The sequence below is a fragment of the Bacillus sp. SH5-2 genome (genome assembly GCF_008368905.1).
Lineage (GTDB): Bacteria > Bacillota > Bacilli > Bacillales > Bacillaceae_G > Bacillus_A > Bacillus_A luti.
This window is the reverse complement of the sequence record NZ_QOSD01000028.1, coordinates 1-24,651: the sequence shown is the minus strand read 5'-3', so window position 1 is coordinate 24,651 and position 24,651 is coordinate 1. Positions and strand designations below refer to the sequence as shown.

Genomic DNA, 24,651 nt, shown 5'->3' with positions numbered 1-24,651 from the left:
GTATTTAGTAAAGAAAGGTAATGAGTGATGGATATATTTTTAGCGATTTTACCAGCTATATTTTGGGGAAGTATTGTGCTATTTAACGTGAAACTGGGCGGGGGACCGTATAGTCAAACGCTCGGAACAACGTTTGGAGCACTTATTTTCTCAATTGTTGTTTATATTTTTATGAAGCCAGTATTAACACCTACCGTTATTGGAGTTGGAGTTGTGTCAGGTTTATTTTGGGCGCTTGGTCAGGCGAATCAATTGAAAAGTATTGATTTAATGGGCGTTTCGAGGACGATGCCAATTTCAACAGGACTTCAATTAGTTGCGACGACTTTATTTGGCGTTATCGTATTTCATGAGTGGTCCACGACAATATCAGTTGTCCTTGGGATTTTAGCGCTCGTTTGTATTATTGTCGGTGTTATTTTAACATCGCTTCAAAGTGAAGAAGAAAAAAATGCAGAGCAAGCAGCAAACTTTAAAAGAGGTATCGTAATTTTATTAATTTCAACAGTCGGTTATTTAGTTTATGTAGTGGTGATTAGACTATTTAACGTAGATGGTTGGTCAGCTTTATTGCCACAAGCAGTTGGTATGGTGTTAGGGGGGATTTTGCTTACTTTTAAACATCATCCATTTAATAAATATGCAATACGAAATATTATTCCAGGATTAATTTGGGCAGCTGGAAATATGTTTTTATTCATTTCGCAGCCGCGTGTTGGAGTGGCGACAAGTTTCTCGCTATCGCAAATGGGAATTATTATTTCGACGCTTGGCGGGATTCTTATATTAGGTGAAAGAAAAACGAAACGCCAATTAACAGGGATTGTTGTCGGTATCGTTTTTATCATCGCAGCTGGAATTATGTTAGGTATAGCAAAAAGTTAAAGGAGGTATTGGAATGTATAGTGATTTAGAAGGAAAGGTTGTCGTTATTACAGGATCAGCAACTGGTCTTGGAAGGGCGATGGGAGTAAGGTTTGCTGAGGAGAAAGCAAAAGTAGTGATTAACTACCGCTCACGGGAGTCAGAAGCGAATGGTGTGTTAGAAGAAATTAAAAAGGTAGGCGGAGAAGCGATTGCAGTAAAAGGTGATGTAACGGTCGAATCAGATGTGGTGAATCTCATTCAATCTGCTGTGAAAGAGTTTGGTACGCTTGACGTTATGATTAATAATGCAGGGATAGAAAATGCGGTACCATCGCATGAAATGCCACTTGAAGATTGGAATAGGGTAATTAATACAAATTTAACAGGTGCTTTTTTAGGAAGCCGTGAAGCGATTAAATATTTTGTAGAACATGATATTAAAGGATCTGTCATTAATATGTCTAGTGTTCATGAGAAAATTCCGTGGCCATTATTTGTGCACTATGCAGCAAGTAAGGGCGGTATTAAACTGATGACAGAAACGTTAGCGATGGAATATGCGCCAAAAGGTATTCGAGTAAATAATATTGGGCCAGGTGCAATTAATACGCCAATCAATGCAGAAAAGTTTGCTGATCCTAAAAAACGTGCTGACGTAGAAAGTATGATACCGATGGGCTACATTGGAAAACCAGAAGAAATTGCAGCAGTAGCAACTTGGCTTGCTTCTTCAGAGGCGAGTTATGTAACTGGAATTACGCTATTTGCAGATGGTGGAATGACGTTATATCCATCGTTTCAAGCTGGGCGTGGGTAATATAAAAGGACGAAGAGATAATGCTCTTCGTCCTTTTTTACAAAAAAAAATAGCGGCCAGCTATTTTAAGTTTAATGATTAATTGTATCTTGAAGAAATTCTGTCGCTTGATGTTCAGAAACGTTTTGTACGAGCGCAACTTCGCTAATCATCATTTTTCGTGCATTATCTAGCATTTGTTTTTCGCTCGCATTTAAAGCTCTTTCTTTATTACGGCGAAGTAAATCTCGAACAACTTCTGCGCTATCTTGCAGATTACCGTTTTTCATTTTTTCCATATTCATTGTATATCTTTGTTTCCACGAGAGCGATGTGTCAGATTCTCCCTGTTGGAATTCAAGAAGTATATCATTTAACGTACCTTTATCAACGATATAACGAATACCTGATTTTTGTAATTGATCCATCGGAAGCATTACTTGCATATCTTTACTAAGGATGCGTATTACACAATATTGACGCAAAGTACCTAATATTTCTTTCTCTTCAATTGCTTCGATGATCCCTGCACCGTGCATTGGATAAACGATTTTATCACCAATTTGAAACAAATCATCCACCTCCATATGTGGTAACCATTTTTAATGATAACATACGTTTGTAAAAATGTCAAATTTTATATAATAACATAGTGTTTGTACTGGAGTCAATAAGTAAAACTACTTTTTATATATATTTTTTTGCTCTTATTTGTTGATGACTTTTTTAGAAAAATAGTACAGGTAAGGAAGGCAGGCATATCCACTTATTTTTAAGCATAAAATGTAAAATCGCTAATACAATATACCTAAATCCGTTCTTTGCAAAGGAGGGAGAGAAGGTGGGGCGCACAATAAAAATTGATATTACAAATAAAGTTGTAGCTAAATTTAGACCAGATTATTTGGAATTATATACGAGTAAATTTATGATAGGTAAGTTTTATGTCTATACTGAAGGTAAACAATATGTGTTAGAAGACGGATATATATATGAAGACGGAAAATTTTATCGCATCATAGATACGCACCGTGGCAATAATCAAGCGGCGGAGGGCTGCGATCTAGGATGGTGTTAACATGATTCGTGTGAAAGTGTTTGATGAAAGTCATGAAAAAGACTTAGAAGATGCAGTAAATGTGTTTTTAAAAAAGATTGATGATAGTAATTTTGTAGATATTAAGTACCAAGTCGGTGTTTCTATTAATGATGACGAAAACCAAATTTATTGTTTTTCAGCAATGATCGTTTATAAAGCATAAAAAAGAGCTGGGAGCTCTTTTTTATGCTTTATGTTGGGACAACATGTGTCGGTAATACGTTCATAATAGATTGGGTTGTGCCTAATTTCTTTGTCGTTAAAAGAGGCTCCCCTGTCTCATGATTTTGGGCATCTTTACACATACCAAGGTGATAACGATCACCTAAAAATGGATCAATATAAAAACCGTTTTTGAATACTTTATCATTCGGATGTTTTTCATGGTGAATGTCAGAGCAGTTAATGCAATAGAACATAGCGTTCAACCCCTTTTTATTTTTGTTTGAAAAAAGTGAGTCGGTAGTCATTTCACTCCTAAGGAAATGTTGAGGAGAAGAGAAATAACTACCTACTCAAATGGTGGGCATATTCCTTCTGATTTTTTATATCTTGCGTATTGCCTCTGAGGGAAGGAGGAGAGACGAATTACGCATGATATAAGTAAGGCGCTTCTTTCAATATGAATGATGGAGTTTCATGTTGAGAGAAGTTTTTATTTTTTGTTGCCTTTGTGAGTATATTATGAAGAAATGCTGAGAGGGTGTTTGTCCTGTTGAAAAAATGTTGAGAATTTCTCAACGGTAAAACGAATCAATGTTGACATGACACTAAAAGGTGTTATATTATCTTGTTGAAACCAAAAGGTGTTATATTTTAGCGGAGAATAAAGGAGAATGAAAATGGAACAACAAAATACATTAAATGATATTAAACAAACGATCGTTTTTAACGCGTCTATTCAAAAAGTATGGAATGTAGTATCAACTGCAGAAGGGATTGCATCATGGTTTATGCCGAATGATTTTAAATTAGAGGTAGGGCATGAATTTCATGTGCAATCACCATTTGGACCATCACCATGTAAAGTGTTAGAAATTGATGAGCCAAATCATCTATCTTTCTCATGGGATACAGATGGCTGGGTTGTTTCATTTAATCTGAAAGACCTAGGAGACGATAAAACAGAATTTACGTTAATTCACGGCGGCTGGAAACATCCTGATGAAATTCTTCCGAAAGCGAATGCGAAGAGCTCTATTATTCGCGACAGAATGAGCGGCGGCTGGGTAGCAATTGTAAATGAAAAACTGAAAAAGGTTGTTGAAGGTTAAATGTCCTCATCAGCAGCGAAATATGATGTATTTCAAGCAATTGCTGATCCAACTCGCCGAGAAGTAATACGGTTATTAAGTGATAAAGAGTTACCGATTTCCAAAATAACGGATCATTTTCCGATGAGTCGTACTGCGGTTGTAAAGCACCTTCATATTCTTTCGGAAGCGAATTTAGTAAGTGGAAGGAAAAGCGGAAGAGAGAAGATATATCGTTTGCATCCAGAACCATTAGAGGAATTACAACAGTGGCTCTCGTATTATGAACGTTTTTGGGATAATAAATTGTCCATGCTGAAACATATTGTGGAGAATGAAGAGTAAAAAGAGGATGACCGAAATGGTCATCCTCTTTTTTATTGCTCACTTGTTTGTGTAGCTGGCTTCAATAAAAGCCAAGCGATAATTAATGTAAATACTGCTAATACGAAAGTGCTCATATAAATGACGTGTACACTTGATGCTAATGCGGATTGCGATTCGGTTACTACGTTTGCTGTAGCTCCGCCGTGCCCGCCAGATACAAGATCAAGGTTTTTAATACCACGTGCGTGAATCATCGTATTGAAGATTGTGCCGAATATTGCAGCACCTAATGTTTGACTAAATGTATTAATAAACGTGTTTAAACCAACGGCTGTTCCGCGTGTATGAGCTGGTACGGCTGCTTGAATTGTTACCATGTAAATCGGTGTCACAAGCCCCATTCCTAAGCCGAATAATCCGACTGCTACATAAATAAGGAACGATGGTGAGTTTGTTGATAATGTAAATAATAAGAACGTAGCGACTGATAAAATGCTAGCCCCAAGTAAAATGATTTGTTTCGTTTTTAATTTGCCAACTAAGTTACCCGAGAACATAGCACCGAATGTCCACATAACAGGAATCGGCATTAAAATGAGTCCAGCTTCTGTCGCATTTTTTCCTAAAACACCTTGGCTCCATATTGGAAGATACACTGTAATACTAATAATCATTGCACCAGCAATAAGTGTTAGTATGTTTATTGTAGATAATGTACGATTAGAGAAAAGTGCTAGCGGAATTAATGGTTCCGGAGACTTTTTCTCGATGTATAAGAAAAGAATGAATGAAACAGCGGCGAAGATTAATAGGCCGATAATTGAAATGTCTCCCCAGTTTTGCTTACTGCTACCTGTTAATAACGCGTATAGTAGAGCGATCGTACTTAATGAGAAGACTGTTGCACCAAGATAGTCGATATGGTGTTTAGCAGGCTTAATAGATTCTTTGTAGTAAACTGCAATCATTAAGCAGGCGATAATTCCAAATGGAACGTTTAAGAAGAAAATATAACGCCAAGAAAGGGAATCAACTAAAAATCCACCTACTAACGGTCCGATAACACCAGATACACCCCAAACAGCACTCATCCAGCCTTGTGCTTTCGCGCGATCTTTTGCTTCGCTATATAAGTCCCCAATAATCGTCATTGTGATCGGCATAACAGCACCAGCACCTATACCTTGAAGAGCACGGAAGAAGATTAATTGTTCCATTGATGTAACGACTCCGCATAGTGCAGAACCGATTAAAAAGATTGTAGCTCCAATGAGCAGAACTTTTTTGCGACCGAACAAATCAGCGAGCTTTCCGTATATTGGAGTTGAAACCGCTGTGGCAAGCATGTAAATTGCGTAAACCCAGCTAACAAGTTCAACGCCTGACAAATCACTCGTTATACGAGGGATTGCTGTACTAACAATCGTTCCTTCTACCGCAGAAAGAAACGTCATTAGCATTAAAGACATCATGACTTTTTTTCTCATATGTTTTCCCCTTACCCTTTTTCAAATATTCAACAATATAAAATATAAAGGTACTAAGGTAAATAAAGCAATAAAAAAGCACTGGGAAGTTAGGAGGAATGGGTATTTGTCGGTAAGTCGATATATGTTGTGAAATCGCCGATAATAAATTCATGTACCTATAAAAAAGAAACAGGAATCCCTGTTTCTTTTTTTAATATTGCATTTTCGCGTTTTCTCCAGCTGTTGTTCCGGCAATTCTACCAGTAACAAGGGCAGATGTAATGTTATAACCACCAGTATAACCGTGAATATCAAGAACTTCTCCGCAGAAATATAAGCCATTTGTGAATTTAGACGACATTTCTTTCGGATTAATTTCTTTAACAGATACACCACCGCCAGTAACGAATGCTTTTTCAATTGATTGCGTACCATTTACATTCACAGTAAATTCTTTAAAGTCTTTCACGAGTGCACGAATCTTCTCATGAGAAACTTGTCCAGCTTGCTCGCTGCCGTCAATTTCATTTTTTTCTAATAAAAATAGGAAGTAACGCTCAGGAACATAACCTTTTAACACGTTTTTAATTCCTTTTTTCGGATCTTCTTTCATTTGTTTCAGCATGCGCTGGAATAGTTGCTCGCTATTTTCTTCTGGTAATGCATCAATACTCATTTGAACTGTATTCGTTTTGAACTTTTTCAGTGCTTTTACAACGAATTGACTACAGCGAAGGGCAGCAGGACCAGATAAGCCGAAATGAGTGAAGAGCATGTCCATTTTGTGAGAAATGATAGCTTTTCCTTTCGGGTTTAATACACTTAAGTTTACGTCTCGTAAAGCGAGCCCTTGCAGTGAACGGTCTCGAATAAATGGTTCGTTTGAAAGGATTGGTACTTCTGTTGGGAATAATTCTGTAATTGTATGACCAGCTTTTTCTGCCCAAGCATATCCGTCTCCAGTAGAACCAGTTTGAGGAACTGATTTTCCGCCAACAGCGATAACGACGTGATTTGTGTCTAACACTTCGCCTGTTTGCAGTACAACTGCTTTCGTTTGACCATTTTCGTATTCAATCGTTTCAACAGGTGTATTCGTACGGATCTTTACACCTAAATCTTTTAATCGTGTTAAAAGTGCGTCTACTACCGATTGCGCTTTATTTGAAACAGGGAACATGCGGCCATGATCCTCTTCTTTCAGTTTTACGCCGAGATTTTCGAAGAATGTAATAATATCTTCATTATTAAAAATAGAAAAAGCACTGTATAAGAAGCGGCCATTTCCTGGTATATGTTTAACGATCTCATCAAGTGGTAGACGGTTCGTTACGTTACAACGGCCACCACCAGAAATCGCAAGTTTACGCCCTAGTTTATTTCCTTTATCAAGAAGTAAGACAGTTGCGCCTTCTTCTGCAGCACCGATTGCAGCCATTAGCCCAGAAGGCCCGCCGCCGATGACAATAACATCATAATGCATAATATATCGACCTCATTTTCTACATTTCCTGCCTAAAAGAATAGCATGTTTTCTCTTAAAAGAAAAATAGAGTGAAGTACTGCTTAAGGGGAGAATTGTGGTACAATACAAAAGTTAGAGTTCAGCACTATCCTGCTATTTGTGGGCAATAAGACTAAAACCTGAAGATGTAAGAGAAATAAAAAGGGAGTTTGGCAGCCCGTAAATGCTCGAATAGTTCAATTCATTATAGTTTCACTTTATTGTAGATGTAGGAGGATTTTTGTATGTCCGATTCGAAATTTCTGCGCGGGACGCTTATCGTTACGTTAGGGACATTTTTAGTAAAGTTCTTAGGCATGATTTACGTCTTTCCGTTTCATGCATTAGTAGGTACAGAAGGCGGAACGCTCTATACATATGGATACATTCCATATACGATCTTTTTAAGTATTGCAACGGCAGGGGTGCCGCTTGCTGTTTCAAAATTTGTTTCCAAATATAACGCACTTGGCGATTATAAAACGAGCCGGAGAATGTTCCGCTCGGGAATGGTTATGATGATAGTAACAGGAGTTCTTTCATTCTTAGTTCTATACATGACGGCGCCGTTGTTTGCAGAAGCAATGCTTGGTAAACAAAGTGTACACAGTAATATAGGAGAAGTTACGACGATTATTCGTCTTGTAAGTTTTGCGCTTATTGTTGTACCAGCAGCGAGTTTAATTCGTGGTTATTTCCAAGGTCACCAATCTATGGGACCAACTACTGTTTCGCAAATTATTGAACAAATTATTCGTATCGTCTTTTTATTAGCAGGTAGTTTTATCGTTATTAAAGTACTTGGCGGTACAGTTGCAACAGCAGTTGGAGTAGCGACATTTGCTGCCTTCGTTTCAGCAGTTGGAGCGCTCGGTGTACTCATTTGGTACTGGTTAAAACGTAAAAAACATTTGGATCAATATTTAATTGAACAAACTGTACCAGAATCGACAGTGAGTACCGTTCAATTGTTTAAAGAATTATTTGCATATGCGATTCCTTACGTTGTAATTGGGTTAACAATTCCTTTATATCAACAAATTGATACATTAACATTTAACTCAATTATGCAGGCGATTGGTCAAGGGGATATCGCAGAGCGAGCACTCGGTATTTTCACAATGTGGACGCATAAATTAATTATGATTCCTGTATCACTTGCAACAGCGTTTAGTTTAACGCTTGTGCCAGCGATTACAAAATCGTTTACTGAAAAACAATATCGTTATTTAAAATTACAAATTACACAAACATTCCAGGCAAATATGTTTTTAACATTGCCAGCAGTTATCGGTATTTCTACACTGGCATATCCGATTTATACAGCATTTTACGACTCAGATCCACTAGGTGGACAAGTACTAATGTGGTATGCGCCAGTTGCGTTGTTATTTGCTTTATTTACAGTAACAGCAGCAATTCTGCAAGGGATTAATCAACAAAAACATGCGATTGTCGCGCTTATAATGGGTGTTATTTTGAAATTCGTATGTAACGTAATCTTTATTCGTTATTTCGGTACAGTAGGGGCGATTCTAGCAACAGCTGTTGGTTTCTTAGCTTCTGTTTGGTACACAAATCGACAAATTAAAAAATACGCAAACTATTCATTCGGTGTTGTATATAAGAGAACATTCCAAATTGCAGTATTGACACTTGTAATGGTCGTGGCGGTAAAACTATCACAATGGCTGCTATCCTTCATGATTTCGCCTGATGGCCGCATTGGTGCTCTTATAACAGTTGCGGTTTGTGCAGGTATTGGTGGTCTTGTTTACGGATTATTAGCAATTCGCACAGGAGTACTTGAAAGAGTATTTGGCGGAGAAGCGTTAGATAAAATTCAACGTAAACTTGGCAATAGATTTAAAATAAAGTTGAAATCAAAAGGGGCGTAATTACGTCCCCTTTTCTATGATAAACAAAGAAGGTGAAAAACGTGAGATTAGATAAATTATTAGCGAATATGGGATATGGAAGTAGAAAAGAAGTAAAGAAATTATTGAAAGACGGCGTTGTAAAAATTGACGGAACGCCAGTGAAAGATGCGAAGGTTCATGTAAATGTAGAAGAGCAAGAAGTTATGATTCACGGTGAAGTTGTGGAATATAAAGAGTTTGTGTATTTAATGATGCATAAACCACAAGGTGTTATTTCAGCGACAGAAGATGATAACCATGAAACGGTAATAGATTTATTAGAATTAGAAGATGCAATCTTTGATCCGTTCCCAGTTGGAAGACTTGATATCGATACAGAAGGTTTCTTATTGATAACAAATGATGGGAAGTTATCGCATCAATTATTATCTCCGAAAAAGCATGTGCCGAAAAAATATTACGCACACGTTGCAGGAGTAGTAACAGAAGAGGATGTAAAAGAGTTTGCTAAAGGTGTTATTTTAGACGATGGTTATGAAACGAAGCCAGGTGCACTTACAATATTAAAAAGCGATGATATTTCTGAAATCGAGCTTGTCATTACAGAAGGAAAATTCCATCAAGTGAAGCGTATGTTTGAAGCGGTAGGGAAAAAAGTTGTTTATTTAAAGAGAACAGAAATGGGACCGTTAGTATTAGATGAAGAACTAGAACTTGGACAATACCGAGAGTTAACAGACGAAGAAGTGGAAATGTTAAAAACATATCAAGTAGATACTGAGAAGTAGTGCTGTTTTAAGGCGCAGAAAAGACCCCTTTCTAATGAGTTAGAAAGGGGTATGTATTTATTTACATACAATTATTTTTTCATTATGAGGTCATTCTCACTTTCTTTCCTGTTGTTGTCCACTTACCGCGGCAAGGGCTATACACGAGTTCATTAAACTGCAACACATTTAGATCACGTTGTATCGTTCGTGGTGTGATCCCGAACTCATCTACAAGGTCTTTCGTCGTTACCGTTCCGTTTTCATTGATGTACATATAAATCGATTTAATGCGTGTTAGCATACGAGTAGTTGTAGGTTTCAAGAGAAAACCACTCCTCTACTAGTTTTTTTGACCCCATTCAGGAAAGAAGGTCGTTACTACCATTGTACTCTACATGATAAAATTCATGCTTTAATCTACTTAAATTTTACAAAAGTTTAACAAATATTCATATAGAAAAATATTGGTAGTTGACATTGTATATATGGTCAGTCAACTAAATCATAAAATTCTACGTAAAACGCCAAATTCCTGCAAATTTTTTTAAGAAAATAAAAGAAAAACTAATGAGAAATATCTGAAATATTACAATTGTTCGGTATTTGGTTTTCGTGTATGGCATAAGAGATTTCGGTTTGTTATGATGAAAGAAACAATATAGTGAAGGATGGATGCGTGATGTCAGCGATTAATTGGACAGAAGAAGTTACGAAACGAAAAGATGATTTAATTCGTGATACACAACAATTTTTGCAAATTAAAAGTGTATGGGAAGAAGAATCGGCGAAAGAGGGTGCGCCATTCGGTGAAGGTGTAGAAAAAGCTCTATCTTTCATGTTACATAAAGGAGAGGCTGAAGGTTTTGCTTCTAAAAATTTAGAAGGATATGCAGGTCATCTTGAAATGGGACAAGGAGAAGAATTAGTAGGGATTCTTTGTCACGTTGACGTTGTACCAGAAGGAGACGGCTGGACGACTCCAGCATATAGTGCGGATATTCGCGACGGAAAGATTTTTGCACGCGGTGCAATTGATGATAAAGGTCCAACGATGGCAGCTTATTATGCGATGAAGATTGTGAAAGAATTAGGCTTGCCGCTTTCAAAACGTGTTCGTATGATTTTAGGAACAGATGAGGAAAGTAATTGGAAATGTGTAGATCATTACTTTAAAAACGAGGAAATGCCAACAATCGGTTTTGCACCAGACGCGGACTTTCCAATTATTAATGCAGAAAAAGGAATTTCTGATATACAAGTTGTGCAAAATGGTAGCGAAGAGAAAAATGGTGCATATGAACTTGTTTCATTTGAATCAGGTCGCCGTTTAAATATGGTTCCTGATTTTGCAGAAGCGGTTGTTATAGGAGAAGATGTAAATGCACTTACAGTAGCATATGAGGAGTATCTACAAACTGCTAAAAAAATAGGTGAAGCAATTGTAGAAGGTAATACAGTGACATTGCAAATTAAGGGGATTTCAGCTCACGGATCTACTCCGGAGAAGGGCGAGAATGCAGGTTTATTATTGGCAAACTTCTTAACGAAAGTTGCTCTTGATGGAAAAGGGGCTTCGTTTGCATCGTTTGCAACAGAAACATTTACAGGAGATATTTTAGGGGAGAAAGCTGGTATTTCTTATAAAGACGATATTAGTGGTCCATTAACAGTGAATGTTGGTCGCCTTTCTTATACGAAAGAAAATGGTGGTAATTTAGGGTTAAACGTACGTTACCCAGTTACGACTAACTTTGAAGAAACAATTGCGAAGTTAAAAGAGTATGTTGGTACTTATGGATTTGAAGTAGCTGATTATTCTAACTCTCGCCCGCATCACGTTGATAAAGATCACGAGTTAATTCGTACGTTGCAGCGTGTATACGAAGAGCAAACAGGCGAAAAAGCAGAGCTATTAGCAATCGGCGGAGGTACTTACGCTCGTTCATTAAAAGCTGGTGTTGCATTTGGCCCATTGTTCCCTGGAAAAGAAGAACTTGCGCATCAAAAAGATGAGTATATTGAAATTGAAGACTTATTAAAAGCAACAGCAATTTATGCGCAAGCAATTCATGAATTAGCGAAATAATGGATATATAAATAATGACCGCTCTCTATTTTGGAGGGCGGCTTCTTTTTACCTGAATGAGATAAGAAAGAAAAGCAACAATAGAAAGAAGGAGAAGATGTACATGGAACCGCATTATTTTGTCGCAATTACGTTACCAAATCATATAAAAGAAGTGCTGTCTAACTATAAAGAGGAAATGCAAGAGGAATTACCATTTCGTTCATGGGTACATAAAGAAGACTACCATATTACCCTTTCGTTTTTAGGGAGTGCCACAGAGGAACAATTAGAAGGAATAAAGAATGGATTACAAACACTTGCAGAAACAAAGGAACTATCATTTGCGTTACAAGGATTTTCAACGTTTGGTAGGGAAGATCAGCCTCGTATTTTTTGGGCAAAGGTAAGTGAGAATCACGATTTGTTTCAGTTGCAAAAGCGAGTACATGCCATTTGTGAAGAAAATGGATTTTCTCTAGAAACGCGCCCGTATCACCCACATATTACTGTTGCTCGTAAATGGATAGGAGAAGAAAAGTTTCGTTTAGAAAGCATAAAAGAAGTGCCTGAAATATCATTTCAAGCAGATACAATTACTTTATACGAATCCCACGTGAAAGAAACCCCGAAGTATAAATCGATTGCTGAAATAAAATTACAAAAATAGAATGTTGAAAACGTTTTTTATGCAGGTGAATATACTATAGAGAATTATGTGTTACTGTATAGGGCTTCGCTGATAAGAAAAGTCTTATCATTTGCAGCTCGTTTCGCCCCTCTATTTGCGGGCAGTAAGACTCCCACCTCAAAATTGGGATAAAGCAAAGAAGTGAGGTGGGAGATCAACTGCCCATAAAGGCCCAATTGGTGCAGGCTAATAATCAGTGGGGGAAAGCCTTCCCACTGATTAAAGTTTCACTTTATTTTAACTTTAAGAATGATGGTGATTTTTTTATGTTGAAAGTAAAACGTCCATTTGATGCCTATTTAGATGAAATGAATAAAATTACAATTTTGCTCCCACATGCGTATGGAACAAGTCGGACATTTCGTTTGCAAGAAGGAACCAATGTGAAAGATTTACCGATTGCTCATACGATTGCGCTTCCGGATGCAACGAAGTATGAGTGCTTTATAGAAGAGCCGCTAGATGTGGGAAAGTATTATACAGTACGAGATGAACGGAATGAAGAAACGGATTTACAAATAGGTGCTGTGATTCGAACAGCAATTTTCGATGAAAAGTATTATTACGAAGGTACAGATTTAGGTGCTGTACATCAAAAAGAAGTAACAACATTTAAAGTATGGGCTCCAACTGCAAGACTTGCGAAAGTAAGAATTTATAAAAGTGATAAAGAATATACCGATCATGAAATGCATAGAGGAGAAAACGGAGTTTGGACTCATGCACTGCAAGGAGATTTAGGCGGAGCACAATATACATTTCTTGTTTGTATTAATTTAATATGGAATGAAGCAGTGGATCCTTACGCAAAGTCGGTGACTGTAAATGGGAAATACGGCGTTGTGATTGATTTGGAAAAAACGCATGTAACAAAACGAGAGGAATTATCACCATTACAGTCAATGACAGATGCCATATTGTATGAACTGCATATTCGTGATGCAACTATTCATCAGGGCAGTGGAGTGAATAAAAAAGGAACATATAAAGGGCTAATGGAAGAGGGAACAACGGGACGAAATGGGACGCTAACGGGATTATCTCACATAAAAGATTTAGGTGTTACACATGTTGAACTATTGCCTTTACATTGTTTCGGTGGTGTAAATGAGGCGAATCCTTCCGCCGTATACAATTGGGGTTACAATCCACTATATTACAATGCTCCAACGGGATTTTATGCTACAAACCCTTCGGATCCGTATAACAGGATTGTAGAGTGTAAACAACTAATTGAAACATTTCATGAGAATGGCATTAGGGTGATTATAGATGTTGTATATAATCATGTGTATGAAAGAGAGTTATCATCATTTGAAAAGCTTGTCCCAGGATATTATTTTCGTCATGGTGAAGATGGTATGCCTTCTAATGGGACGGGAGTTGGAAATGATATAGCATCCGAGCGGAAAATGATGAGGAAATTCATTGTAGAGTCTATTTTATATTGGCTTACTGAATACAATGTTGACGGATTCCGATTTGATTTAATGGGAATTTTAGATATTGAGACGATGAATATAATAGAAAAAGAAGTACGAAACAGAAAGCGTGATGCACTTTTATTAGGAGAAGGGTGGGATTTGCAAACACCACTATCTCTTGAAGAAAAGGCAATATTAAATAATGCAAAGAAAATGCCACATATCGCGCAGTTTAACGATCAATTTCGTGACGGGATAAAAGGAAGTACATTTCATATAAATAAACGTGGTTTTGCGTTTGGTGGACATGTAGACTACCATCATTTGCAATATATAGCATCCGGTAGTCTTTTAAGTATGAAAGAAACAGGGTTGTTTCTAGAGCCGGTGCAAAGTATTAACTATGTAGAATGTCACGATAATATGACGATGTGGGATAAACTAGTGCGTAGTAATGACGAGTCGGAAGAGGTTTTGAAAAAACGTCACCTTCTTGCAAGCGCAATGGTTATCCTTTCACAAGGTATACCTTTTTTACATGCGGGGCAGGAGTTTTATCGCACGAAGAAAGGAAATGAAAATAGTTATAATGCAAATGATGAAATTAATCAATTAGATTGGGATCAAAAAGAGAAAGAGATGGAGACCGTTAATTATATAAAAGGATTAATTGCAATCCGTAAAGAACATGGGGCATTCCGATTACAAAGCGCAGACCTTATAAAAAAGCATATGACCTTTTTACAAACATCCACAGAAGTACTTGCATACCATTTGCAACATGTAGAATCATTTGGACCGTGGAAAGAGATTGTCGTTTTAATGAATAGCGGTTTGGAAGCTAAGACGGTGCACCTGCCAAAAGAAGAAACGTGGCATGTGTTAGTAAACGAAAAGCAAGCGAAAATAGAGCCAATTTCTTCTTTTAGAGGGAAGGAACTTAGGCTCGCTCCAATTAGCACGTATATATTGACGATAATGTGACAAATCGCTACTTGACGATGAGAATATAATAAATGTAGAATTGACAAAGGTGACGATTTTGATAAGTTGTCATTCTATGAGTGGTTTTGTAAAATAAAATAGAGAGTTTTTGGCATATGCCAAGATTTCTTTTCGTTTACAGTAAAATATATGAATCCACAACATGTGTAGAAATGTTGCGGTTTTTCTTTTCATAACTATAAAAGATAAGGATTTGTTAACGGGTAATGAATATGGAATGGTTGGAACAATTATTAGGAAAAGAGTGGAGTCTTATACCGGCTGGTGGAGTAACGGGCGATGCATATATTGCGCAAAATGGACAACAGAAGTTATTTTTAAAGCGGAATACATCGCCCTTTTTAGCGGTATTGTCAGCAGAAGGAATTGTTCCAAAATTACTTTGGACAAGAAGGGTAACGAACGGTGATGTAATTTCTGCTCAAAAATGGCTTCCGGGACAGAAGTTAGAGCCAGAGGATATGAAACTAGAGCGTGTTGCGAAACTTTTGAAAAAAATACACTCCTCTAAAGCACTTGTGCAGATGATTCAAAGACTTGGGAAGCAGCCGCTTCACGCACAAGAGTTATTACAACAACTGCAACTTGTTTTAAGAGGAGATATAAGAGTTGATGAAACAATTCAGCAAGGTCTTCAATATTTAGCGGATTCATTAAAAGATATTGAATACAATGAATTCGTTGTATGTCATTGTGATGTAAACCATAACAATTGGCTATTGTCGGATGAAGATGAGTTGTTTCTAATCGATTGGGATGGAGCTGTAATTGCTGACCCAGCTTTAGACCTTGGTATGTTATTATATTGGTACATTCCGCGCCACGAATGGAGTGAATGGCTCGGATATTATGATATTGAAATGGATGAATCGCTGCTTAAACGTATGAGATGGTATGTAATAGCACAAACGATTTTATCTATTCAATGGCACACAACAAAAAAACAGCAAGCAGAAGCTGAATATTGGCATCAATATTTACAGCAACTACTTGCTTCATAATAGTATTTAAGAAAAATTGTCCATTCCAGCAATCCACTGAGTCAGTTGTTCTTGATTATTGGAAATATGGTTGTCCAAATTAGAGGAAGATTTACCCGATTGACTATAAGAATATACATCGTTTAGCATTGTTTTAGCGTCGCTACTTATATTATCATTTGCGAGTAAAGATTGAATGAGACGCTCTAATTGCTCGCATTCAGAAACTGTCCCGCAGCAATCACTTTGGTGATTGACTAAAATATCTTTCAGCACTTCTAATTGATGTTGTTGATTAATTGGCATGAACGGATCATCCTTTCGATTGTTTTTCTCTTCCCAGAAAGGTAAGAGAAAAAGCTGCTTCGTCATGGAATGTTTAATGCTGTATGTAGTTTTTATCAAAATGGTACATCTTATACTTGAAAGAAACGGACCGAGTGCTCGTACGTACTTGGTTTTTTGTTTGGTAGATTGATTAAAACAGAAAGAAGGAATTATTCCTTTAAAATAGCTATGTAAAGAGAGGGAAACATCTATGCGTTTAAGACATAAACCATATGCAATGGATCGAATTAATGAGTATTCACATATCGTAATCGGAAACCCAGAGGAGCGCGCTGGTAACTGGAAAGAAGTATTTGGAAATGAACAACCAATTCATATTGAAGTAGGTACAGGTCGTGGCCGCTTTATGTATGATATGGCAAAAGCGAATCCTCATATTAATTATATTGGAATTGAAAAATTCACAAGTGTTGTTGTAGATGCACTTGATAAATTAATTGAAGAAGAAGTACCGAACTTAAAGTTAATTAATAAAGATGCTGAAGATTTAACAGTTTTCTTTGCAAAAGGTGAAATTGATCGCGTTTATTTAAACTTCTCAGATCCATGGCCAAAGAAACGTCATACGAAGCGTCGTTTAACGTATAAAACATTTTTACGTAATTATGAAGAAGTGCTAGTAGAAGGCGGAGAAATTCATTTCAAAACAGATAACCAAGGTTTATTTGAATATTCTCTTATGAGTATGGCCGAGTATGGTATGTTACTAACGTACTTAAGCTTAGATCTTCATAACAGCGACTTTGAAGGTAACATTATGACTGAGTACGAAGAGAAATTCTCTAGTAAAGGTCATCGTATTTACCGAGTGGAAGCAAAATATCGTACAGAGCCTATGCAGTAATGCATAGGTTTTTTTGTATCTAAAATAATCAGAATTTTATGTTAGTATTGGAAGGAAAGGGGGATGAAAAATGGAACAGTTACAAGTTGGAGATATAAAAGTGACGTGGTTAAAAGGGGGAAACACACATTTAGATGGAGGGGCAATGTTTGGCGTTGTACCGAAAGTACTTTGGTCACGTAAATATAAACATAACGAAACAAATCATATTCATCTACGGACAGATCCGTTACTTTTACAAACGAAAGACGGTAATATGCTCATTGATTCCGGAATAGGAAACGGTAAATTGAATGAGAAGATGAAACGAAATCAAGGTGTAACAGAAGAGTCATCGGTTTATGAGTCGTTAGAAAAAATAGGATTAAAGCCTGAGGATATCCACTACGTTTTAATGACACACATGCATTTTGATCATGCATCCGGCTTAACAAAATGGCAAGGCAATCAACTTATACCTGCATTTCCGAATGCGAAAATTTACGTAAGCGAAACAGAGTGGAATGAAATGAGGAACCCAAATATTAGATCCCGTAATACATATTGGAAGGAAAATTGGGAGCCGATTGTAGAGCAAGTTGTTACGTTTCAGCAAGAAATAGAAATTACAGATGAAATAAAAATGGCGCATACAGGCGGTCATAGTGATGGACATGCAGTTATTGCTTTAGAAAGCCAAGGGGAAAAGCTGCTTCATTTAGCAGACCTATTGCCGACGCACGCCCATCAAAATGTACTATGGGTAATGGCTTATGATGATTATCCGATGACATCGATTGAAAATAAGCAAAAGTGGATGAAGTATGGCGCTGAAAACGATGCTTGGTTTACGTTTTATCATGACGCGTATTATCGTGCAGTAAAGTGGAATGAGGAAGGGCATATTGTAGAAAAGATAGAGAGAAAAACGAGTATAGAAGCATAAAAAGAGGAGGTTGTTCCAGAATATTTGCTGGAGCAGCCTCTTTTTTAGTGTCGGCTTTTGTTGGTAAGTAGATATATTTTGGAAATCGCTGATATAAATCGAGTTGCGCCGATATAATTGGGAAATCGCTGATATAAATCGAGTTGCGCCGATATATTTAAAAAATCGCTGATATAATTTCAATCACTATCCGCAATTTTTCAAAAAATAAGAGGTTCACCTAATGGGAACCCTCCTTTTTATGCTGCTATAACCTCTAAAACAGTACCTGTTTTAGCATCAACTAAAAATTCAAATCGTTCTTGTATATCATCTAACATCGTTGTAAGACCGCCACGATAAACTTCGTATGCGACATCATATTTTTCAAATGTCTCTGGAACCATATGTACCCAAGAGCCAGTAATTTCACCTTTATGACTTAATGCTTGTTTCACCATTTTCAATGCTTTTTCTGAAGAAATATGGGATTGTTCTTGTACTTTGTTTGCAACGAAATAACCAGCTGCAAACCCAACGCCAAGACCTGCTACTAAACCTTTCCAGCTCATATATTCACCTCAATTCTATAAAATAAAAATAGTGTACCGATAATAATTATAAAGCAAATATAGCTAAAAAAGAAGAAACTAGAAACATTTCGAAAATTTCGTTACAATAAAAGAGGTATTCTACTAAGGTTTGAAAGAAGGGGACTTCGTGAATAAAGAGACATTACAATTATTTCGTACGTTAACAGAATTACAAGGTGCGTCAGGTTTTGAACATGATGTACGCCGTTTTATGAAGCAAGAATTAAGCAAATATGCTGATGAAATTGTACAAGACGGTTTAGGTAGCGTATTTGGTCTGAAAAAAGGGGACGAAACTGGCCCACGTGTTCTTGTAGCAGGTCATATGGATGAAGTAGGTTTCATGATTACGCAAATTACGAAAAACGGAATGCTTCGTTTTCAACCGTTAGGCGGCTGGTGGAGCCAAGTTCTATTAGCGCAGCGCGTACAAGTGATGACGAAGAATGGTCCTGTTATTGGGGTTGTTGGTTCTATCCCTCCTCATTTATTAAGTGACGCGCAACGTGCAAAACCGATGGATATAAAAAACATGTTAATTGATATAGGTGCAGATAGCTATGAAGATGCGATTGAAATTGGTGTAAAACCAGGACAACAAATCGTGCCAATCTGCCCGTTTACGCCGATGGCAAACGAAAAGAAAATTATGGCGAAAGCTTGGGACAACCGTTACGGATGTGGTCTTGCAATCGAATTACTAAAAGAATTAAAAGACGAAACATTACCAAACACATTATACTCTGGAGCGACTGTGCAAGAAGAAGTTGGTCTTCGCGGTGCACAAACTGCTGCAAATATGATTCAACCAGATATTTTCTATGCGCTTGATGCAAGTCCAGCAAACGATGCATCTGGTGACAAAACACAGTTCGGTCAATTAGGAAAAGGTGCTCTTCTTCGTATTTATGACCGCACAATGGTAACACATAGAGGAATGCGCGAATTCATTTTAGATACAGCAGAAACACACAACATTCCGTACCAATACTTTATTTCACAAGGTGGTACAGACGCGGGTCGTGTACATACAAGTAACTCTGGTATCCCATCAGCAGTAATTGGTGTTTGCGCACGCTACATTCATACACATGCTTCTATTTTACATGTTGATGATTATGCAGCAGCGAAAGAACTAATTACGAAGCTTGTCAGAGCGACGGACAAAACGACGTTAGAAACAATTAAGAATAACGCGTAAGGAGGAAGGGCGAAAAACCCTTCTTTTTTTAGGTTGAATAGATGACCCATTCATGAGTGGGAGCGGTCAGTGCTTAATGGGTGCTCGAATGGTGTATTAAGAGCGCGGGTAGGAAGTGAGAGGAAGGCTGTTTTTGCTTTCGAAGACGGTAATGTTGTTAGAAAAAAACTTCTTTTTTAGGCTGAATAGATGACACGGTGATATGTGGTAGTGGTTGGTGCCTAATTCGTACTCGAAGCGGATATTAGAATAAAATGATGAATTTTTATAGAGGTGAACGAGATGAAAGTAGTAGTTGGATCAAAGAATAAAACGAAGGTTGGAGCAGTGGAGAAGGTTTGGGGAGATGCTACAATTACATCCCTTTCTGTTCCTTCAGGAGTAGCAGCACAGCCGTTTTCAGATGAAGAGACAATGCAAGGAGCGATAAATAGAGCGAAACGAGCGCTAGAGGAAGGAGAAGCTCAAATTGGTATTGGACTGGAAGGCGGCGTAATGAAAACAGCGCACGGTTTATTTATGTGTAACTGGGGTGCTTTGGCGACAAGTGACGGTAGAGTATTTGTTGCAGGAGGCGCTCGTATTAAATTACCAGATGACTTTTTAACGCCACTGGAAGAAGGAAAAGAGTTAAGCGAAGTGATGGAATTATTTGTACAACGAAAAGACATTCGTAGCCACGAAGGTGCTATCGGGATCTTTACAGATGATTATGTCGATCGAACGGAATTATTTGCACACGTTGTTAAGTTACTTGTTGGACAATATAAGTATGATGAAAAGCAAGCATAAACCTTGCACCGTGCGCGATGTATGGTAGTATAAAAGAAAGATTATAACATGAAAAATGCACTCGTTAGAGGAGGAAATATAGATGAAATCATTAGAAAGCATGGAGCAATTCCAACAATTAAAAAATGAAGAGAATGTAGTCTTTATGTTCTCAGCAGAATGGTGCCCAGACTGCCGTTTTGTAGATCCATTTATGCCAGAAGTAGAAGAGAAATATAGTGATTTCTCATTTTACTATGTAGATCGTGATGAGTTTATTGATCTATGTGTCAAATTAGACGTATTTGGCATTCCGAGCTTTGTAGCGTACAATAAAGGTGAAGAAACAGGTCGCTATGTAAACAAAGATCGTAAAACACAAGAACAAATCGAAGAGTTCATTGAAGGTTTAAAATAAGGCAATTTGCCAATTGAATTGTAAAACAACCTCTACCTTCGCGGGGGAGGTTATTTTTTTGGAAGGGAGGAAAAAGAGATGAAGATGACAAGTAAAAAGATGAAAGACGAGTTAATGAAGAAATTATCTCGCCCGGAATGGGACTTTCAGTATGATAGCGAGAAAGAGGTTCTACGTATAGAACAGAAAGACTCGAAAAAAGGTATTAACGTATCGCTTCCAGGCGTTGTGGCAAAATGGGAAGTGAATAAAGAAAAAGCAATTGAAGAGGTTGCTTATTATGTACAAGAAGCGTTAATTGCGATGCATAAAGAAGAAAATAGCGCAGCAAAAATTTTACCTGTTATTCGCTCTACTTCTTTCCCGAAACAAGCAGAAGAAGGAAATCCGTTTATTATGACGGATCATACGGCGGAAACACGTATTTACTACGCACTAGATTCTAATAAAACGTATCGACTAATCGATGAGCGTTTATTACAAAAGTTAGAGCTTACAGAACAACAAGTACGTGAAATGGCATTATTCAATGCTCGCTCATTAGGTTATGAATTTAAGCAGGACACAGTAGCAGGTAATACTTTCTACTTTTTAAACACAAATGATGGGTATGATGCGACTCGTATTTTAAACGAATCGTTACTACAATCGATGCGTGAAAAGATTTCTGGTGACATGGTTGTTGCTGTTCCTCACCAAGATGTATTAATTATTGCTGATATCGTCAACGAAATCGGTTATGATATTATTGCACAAATGACAATGAAATTTTTTGCCGAAGGGCATGTTCCGATTACATCACTTTCATTCGTATATGAAGATGGGGACTTTGAACCAATCTTTATTTTAGCGAAGAATCGGAAGAAGACAGATGGAAAAGAGAAAGGATGAACGAAGTGAACGTTTTTTACAACCTTGAAGGAATTGGTGACACTCTAATTGTTGCCTTACAAGATATTACTTTAGAGAACCGTACTTTTGATCGCAAAGGAGATGTTGCACGCGTATATGACCGTGAAAGCAACGAAACAGCAGGATTCAACATCTTTAATGCATCTTCTTACTTAGAAGTAAAAGAAACAGGTAACCTTACATTAACGAAAGAACTTGTAGAAAAAATCAACGAAATTTTAGCGAAGAACGGCTTTGAAGAAACAGTAGAAGCAGATCTTTCTCCGAAATTTGTTGTAGGCTATGTAGCTGAAAAAGAGAAACATCCAAATGCTGATAAGCTAAACATCTGTAAAGTAGAAATCGGTACAGAAACATTACAAATCGTATGTGGTGCACCGAACGTTGATGCAGGACAAAAAGTTGTCGTTGCAAAAATCGGCGCTGTAATGCCAAGCGGTATGTTAATTAAGCCAGCTGAACTTCGCGGTGTTCCTTCTTCTGGAATGATTTGCTCTGCACGTGAATTAGAGCTTCCAGACGCTCCACAAGAAAAAGGTATTCTTGTATTAGAAGATAGCTTTGAAGTTGGACAAGAGTTTAAATTTTAATTGATATAAGAAAAGAGAGGTTGTCCTTTTGGATAACCTCTCTTTTTGTTTTGTCATTTTTTGTTGGTAAGTCGATATTCCGTGTCGAATCGTTGATATATGTAGAGTTATGATAGATATATTTGAAAAATCGTTGATATATTGCGAGTTGTGACAGATATATTTAAAAAATTGTTCATATTATAAGGATGTCACCTTTTTTCTTAAAATCTATATTGTATTTTATGAACAATCTAGTTAAAATTTAGAAAAAATAAGGAGATAGACGTATGAAACAACAACTAAAAATCGCAGAACTTCTGAAACGAATTGAAACTTCAAAACAGCAAGATATCGAATTAGGTTCCTATGAAATATATTTGTTTAGTGAAAGTGAATTAGAAAAAGGACAAATCGGTTACCGATATGATAAACATAAAAATTCATTAATAAGTGAAGAAAATGGAAAGTGGCAAGAAGAATGGATTGTTATTGGATATGAAACGGATATGGGCGATCCGGTTTTCGTGAATATCGATGATGATGCGTATCCAGTGTATACGGCAGAGCGTGGTACAGAAGCGTGGCAACCCGTTCATATTGGAAATATGGATGAGATTATAAAACAATTATAAAAAACTTTGAGGCCGGTGCAAAGTGTAACGGATAGTGTAGATGAATATCGGAAGAGTAAAGCTTAAACGCAGTCTTACATGTAAGGGTGCGTTTTTCCATATGAAAACACTCGTAAATTAGAATATTATGGATAAATATGACATGCTTAATTTTACCTGCACTTTTTTCCGAATGCTGATACAATAAAGGATGTTACTATTTAGTAGAAAGAGTGGTAAGCATGTTAGATTGGATGAAAAAGCTGTTTAACAAAGAGGAAGAACAAACAGCGATGAATAAAGAAGTACCAAAGCAAGTTGAAAGTCAGCCGAAAATTCCTCGTGTAAACCACTACACTGAAGCAAGAGAAGCACAAATGGCAAGTAGGAATGCAGGTAAATGTCGTTTTCCATTAGTACCAGATAATGGGTTCGATGAAGAGGATGTTATAGAAACAGGGCATTTTGAAGAACAACCTGTTCAAGCTGTAACATATGAAAATCAGCCTATTCAAAGAGGAATCAAAGTGGAAAGAAGCAGACGACCGTACGTGGAGAAGGTAGTTCCTACATATGAAGAGCCAGAAGTGCAATATGAATCGGAGCGAGAGCCCGTCGTAAAAAAAGCATCTGTATCATCGCAAGAAAGTAACCGTAGACCATTTCGTCCAACAGAAATGATTTCGCCAATTTACGGATATAATCGTCCTTCTGTAGAGAAAAAGGTAGAAAAGCAGGAGGAAGAAAAGGAAAGAGAAGATCTTGAAATATCTGTAGAGGGAAAAGCGGTCGTTGATGCATGGTTAGAGAAAAAGGGATATACATTATCTGATTTCTCAGAAGGACAAGCAACGATTTCTTCTCCTAATCATGAAGGAGTTGATCAGCAAGATCAACAGAGTAAAAAGGAAGAAAAATCAGTTGTCGATCAATGGTTAGAGAAAAACGGTTATGAAATTGAGCGACAAGTACCTTTAGTAGAAGAAAAAGAAGTGGTTCAAGAAATTAGTACACCGCAGGCAGTTTTAGCGGATGAATTACTTCATAAAACGGTAGCTGAGCGCATGGAAGATGCAAAGCAAGAAAAAGATGTAGTGGTGCTAAACGAAAATATTTTACAAGAGAAATTAGTAGATTCTAAAGTAGAGCACGAGGATACAATACTATCAGAAGAAATTAAACGTAATACAGAAATAGAACAACCTACTATTGAAGTAGAAAAACAAGCTCCAGAAGAATCAGTGATTGTCAAAGCAGAAGAAAAACTTGAAGAAACAATCATTGTGGAAATACCAGAAGAGTTAGAAGAAGTAGAAGTAATTGCGGGACCAGAAGAAGTGGAAGTAA

At 37.2% G+C, this 24,651-nt stretch carries 27 protein-coding genes and 1 pseudogene; 21 read left to right on the top strand and 7 right to left on the bottom strand.

Annotated features, from left to right (window positions below):
* The first annotated feature begins 27 nt into the window (after positions 1-27).
* Positions 28-885: a glucose uptake protein GlcU gene (glcU, locus tag DN410_RS23955; RefSeq protein ID WP_149178330.1), complete on the top strand. Its 858-nt coding sequence runs from the start codon at positions 28-30 to the stop codon at positions 883-885.
* A 13-nt stretch (positions 886-898) separates the two neighbouring features.
* The gene (locus DN410_RS23950; protein WP_149178329.1) at positions 899-1,684 is read left to right on the top strand and encodes a glucose 1-dehydrogenase; all 786 of its coding nucleotides are present in this window, start codon (positions 899-901) and stop codon (positions 1,682-1,684) included.
* Between the two features lie 71 nt (positions 1,685-1,755).
* Here the strand turns inward: DN410_RS23950 and DN410_RS23945 are convergent, their stop codons facing one another.
* Positions 1,756-2,250 (bottom strand): CarD family transcriptional regulator, encoded by a 495-nt coding sequence (locus DN410_RS23945; protein WP_002019506.1) that lies wholly within the window; start codon positions 2,248-2,250, stop codon positions 1,756-1,758.
* A 254-nt stretch (positions 2,251-2,504) separates the two neighbouring features.
* On the opposite strand from DN410_RS23945, the gene DN410_RS23940 reads away from it, so the two are divergent.
* Entirely contained in the window at positions 2,505-2,741 is a 237-nt protein-coding gene (locus DN410_RS23940) for a DUF2553 family protein (protein ID WP_000533800.1), read from the top strand.
* A 1-nt stretch (position 2,742) separates the two neighbouring features.
* On the top strand, positions 2,743-2,925 hold the full coding sequence (locus DN410_RS23935; protein ID WP_000621751.1) for a sporulation protein Cse60: 183 nt from the start codon (positions 2,743-2,745) through the stop codon (positions 2,923-2,925).
* A 28-nt stretch (positions 2,926-2,953) separates the two neighbouring features.
* Here the strand turns inward: DN410_RS23935 and DN410_RS23930 are convergent, their stop codons facing one another.
* Entirely contained in the window at positions 2,954-3,181 is a 228-nt protein-coding gene (locus DN410_RS23930; protein WP_000498989.1) for a DUF3973 domain-containing protein, read from the bottom strand.
* A 423-nt stretch (positions 3,182-3,604) separates the two neighbouring features.
* On the opposite strand from DN410_RS23930, the gene DN410_RS23920 reads away from it, so the two are divergent.
* Both DN410_RS23920 and DN410_RS23915 read left to right on the top strand, forming a co-directional pair.
* Positions 3,605-4,036, top strand: coding sequence for an SRPBCC family protein (locus DN410_RS23920; RefSeq protein ID WP_149178328.1), 432 nt, complete (start codon positions 3,605-3,607; stop codon positions 4,034-4,036).
* Positions 4,037-4,360, top strand: coding sequence for an ArsR/SmtB family transcription factor (locus DN410_RS23915; RefSeq protein WP_000098837.1), 324 nt, complete (start codon positions 4,037-4,039; stop codon positions 4,358-4,360). It begins immediately after the preceding gene.
* Positions 4,361-4,392: 32 nt separating this feature from the next.
* On the opposite strand, the gene DN410_RS23910 is transcribed toward DN410_RS23915, so the two are convergent.
* Entirely contained in the window at positions 4,393-5,829 is a 1,437-nt protein-coding gene (locus DN410_RS23910) for an MDR family MFS transporter (protein ID WP_149178327.1), read from the bottom strand.
* Positions 5,830-6,022: 193 nt separating this feature from the next.
* Positions 6,023-7,294, bottom strand: coding sequence for a BaiN/RdsA family NAD(P)/FAD-dependent oxidoreductase (locus tag DN410_RS23905; RefSeq protein ID WP_149178326.1), 1,272 nt, complete (start codon positions 7,292-7,294; stop codon positions 6,023-6,025).
* A gap of 266 nt (positions 7,295-7,560) precedes the next feature.
* On the opposite strand from DN410_RS23905, the gene DN410_RS23900 reads away from it, so the two are divergent.
* Positions 7,561-9,213 (top strand): putative polysaccharide biosynthesis protein, encoded by a 1,653-nt coding sequence (locus DN410_RS23900; RefSeq protein ID WP_149178325.1) that lies wholly within the window; start codon positions 7,561-7,563, stop codon positions 9,211-9,213.
* Positions 9,214-9,254: 41 nt separating this feature from the next.
* Positions 9,255-9,983: a pseudouridine synthase gene (locus tag DN410_RS23895; protein WP_001234947.1), complete on the top strand. Its 729-nt coding sequence runs from the start codon at positions 9,255-9,257 to the stop codon at positions 9,981-9,983.
* An 82-nt stretch (positions 9,984-10,065) separates the two neighbouring features.
* On the opposite strand, the gene DN410_RS23890 is transcribed toward DN410_RS23895, so the two are convergent.
* A complete protein-coding gene (locus tag DN410_RS23890; protein ID WP_000805512.1) occupies positions 10,066-10,287 on the bottom strand; it encodes a DeoR family transcriptional regulator in 222 nt (73 codons plus the stop codon).
* A 357-nt stretch (positions 10,288-10,644) separates the two neighbouring features.
* Here DN410_RS23890 and pepV point away from each other — a divergent pair, with 357 nt between their 5' ends.
* The 4 genes from pepV to DN410_RS23870 all read left to right on the top strand — a co-directional run bounded on the left by pepV (position 10,645) and on the right by DN410_RS23870 (position 16,151).
* Positions 10,645-12,051 (top strand): dipeptidase PepV, encoded by a 1,407-nt coding sequence (gene pepV, locus DN410_RS23885; protein ID WP_149178324.1) that lies wholly within the window; start codon positions 10,645-10,647, stop codon positions 12,049-12,051.
* A gap of 103 nt (positions 12,052-12,154) precedes the next feature.
* Complete coding sequence (thpR, locus tag DN410_RS23880; RefSeq protein WP_149178323.1) at positions 12,155-12,700, top strand: RNA 2',3'-cyclic phosphodiesterase; 546 nt, start codon at positions 12,155-12,157, stop codon at positions 12,698-12,700.
* A gap of 287 nt (positions 12,701-12,987) precedes the next feature.
* Positions 12,988-15,129 (top strand): type I pullulanase, encoded by a 2,142-nt coding sequence (pulA, locus tag DN410_RS23875; protein ID WP_149178322.1) that lies wholly within the window; start codon positions 12,988-12,990, stop codon positions 15,127-15,129.
* Positions 15,130-15,356: 227 nt separating this feature from the next.
* Entirely contained in the window at positions 15,357-16,151 is a 795-nt protein-coding gene (locus DN410_RS23870) for a phosphotransferase family protein (protein ID WP_149178321.1), read from the top strand.
* Between the two features lie 6 nt (positions 16,152-16,157).
* Here DN410_RS23870 and DN410_RS23865 read toward each other — a convergent pair whose 3' ends face one another.
* Positions 16,158-16,436, bottom strand: a complete 279-nt coding sequence (locus DN410_RS23865) for a YtzH-like family protein (protein ID WP_001122235.1) — start codon at positions 16,434-16,436, stop codon at positions 16,158-16,160.
* A gap of 232 nt (positions 16,437-16,668) precedes the next feature.
* On the opposite strand from DN410_RS23865, the gene trmB reads away from it, so the two are divergent.
* Entirely contained in the window at positions 16,669-17,322 is a 654-nt protein-coding gene (gene trmB, locus DN410_RS23860) for a tRNA (guanosine(46)-N7)-methyltransferase TrmB (RefSeq protein WP_001239383.1), read from the top strand.
* A 70-nt stretch (positions 17,323-17,392) separates the two neighbouring features.
* A complete protein-coding gene (locus DN410_RS23855) occupies positions 17,393-18,247 on the top strand; it encodes a YtnP family quorum-quenching lactonase (protein ID WP_149178320.1) in 855 nt (284 codons plus the stop codon).
* A gap of 239 nt (positions 18,248-18,486) precedes the next feature.
* Here the strand turns inward: DN410_RS23855 and DN410_RS23850 are convergent, their stop codons facing one another.
* Entirely contained in the window at positions 18,487-18,798 is a 312-nt protein-coding gene (locus tag DN410_RS23850; RefSeq protein ID WP_000118537.1) for a PepSY domain-containing protein, read from the bottom strand.
* Positions 18,799-18,946: 148 nt separating this feature from the next.
* On the opposite strand from DN410_RS23850, the gene DN410_RS23845 reads away from it, so the two are divergent.
* The 7 genes and pseudogenes from DN410_RS23845 to DN410_RS23810 form a co-directional block, all read left to right on the top strand.
* On the top strand, positions 18,947-20,020 hold the full coding sequence (locus DN410_RS23845) for a M42 family metallopeptidase (protein WP_002170155.1): 1,074 nt from the start codon (positions 18,947-18,949) through the stop codon (positions 20,018-20,020).
* A gap of 282 nt (positions 20,021-20,302) precedes the next feature.
* Entirely contained in the window at positions 20,303-20,812 is a 510-nt protein-coding gene (locus tag DN410_RS23840; RefSeq protein ID WP_149178319.1) for a DUF84 family protein, read from the top strand.
* Between the two features lie 82 nt (positions 20,813-20,894).
* Positions 20,895-21,209: a thioredoxin family protein gene (locus tag DN410_RS23835; RefSeq protein WP_000838193.1), complete on the top strand. Its 315-nt coding sequence runs from the start codon at positions 20,895-20,897 to the stop codon at positions 21,207-21,209.
* A 78-nt stretch (positions 21,210-21,287) separates the two neighbouring features.
* A complete protein-coding gene (locus DN410_RS23830) occupies positions 21,288-22,100 on the top strand; it encodes a DUF1444 domain-containing protein (protein WP_000784600.1) in 813 nt (270 codons plus the stop codon).
* Positions 22,097-22,711, top strand: a complete 615-nt coding sequence (ytpR, locus tag DN410_RS23825; protein WP_001006761.1) for a YtpR family tRNA-binding protein — start codon at positions 22,097-22,099, stop codon at positions 22,709-22,711. Before DN410_RS23830 ends, ytpR begins: the two co-directional genes overlap by 4 nt.
* A gap of 269 nt (positions 22,712-22,980) precedes the next feature.
* Complete coding sequence (locus tag DN410_RS23815; protein ID WP_149178318.1) at positions 22,981-23,325, top strand: thiamine transporter; 345 nt, start codon at positions 22,981-22,983, stop codon at positions 23,323-23,325.
* A 221-nt stretch (positions 23,326-23,546) separates the two neighbouring features.
* Positions 23,547-24,651: pseudogene (locus DN410_RS23810) on the top strand (DNA translocase FtsK); the annotation flags it as partial.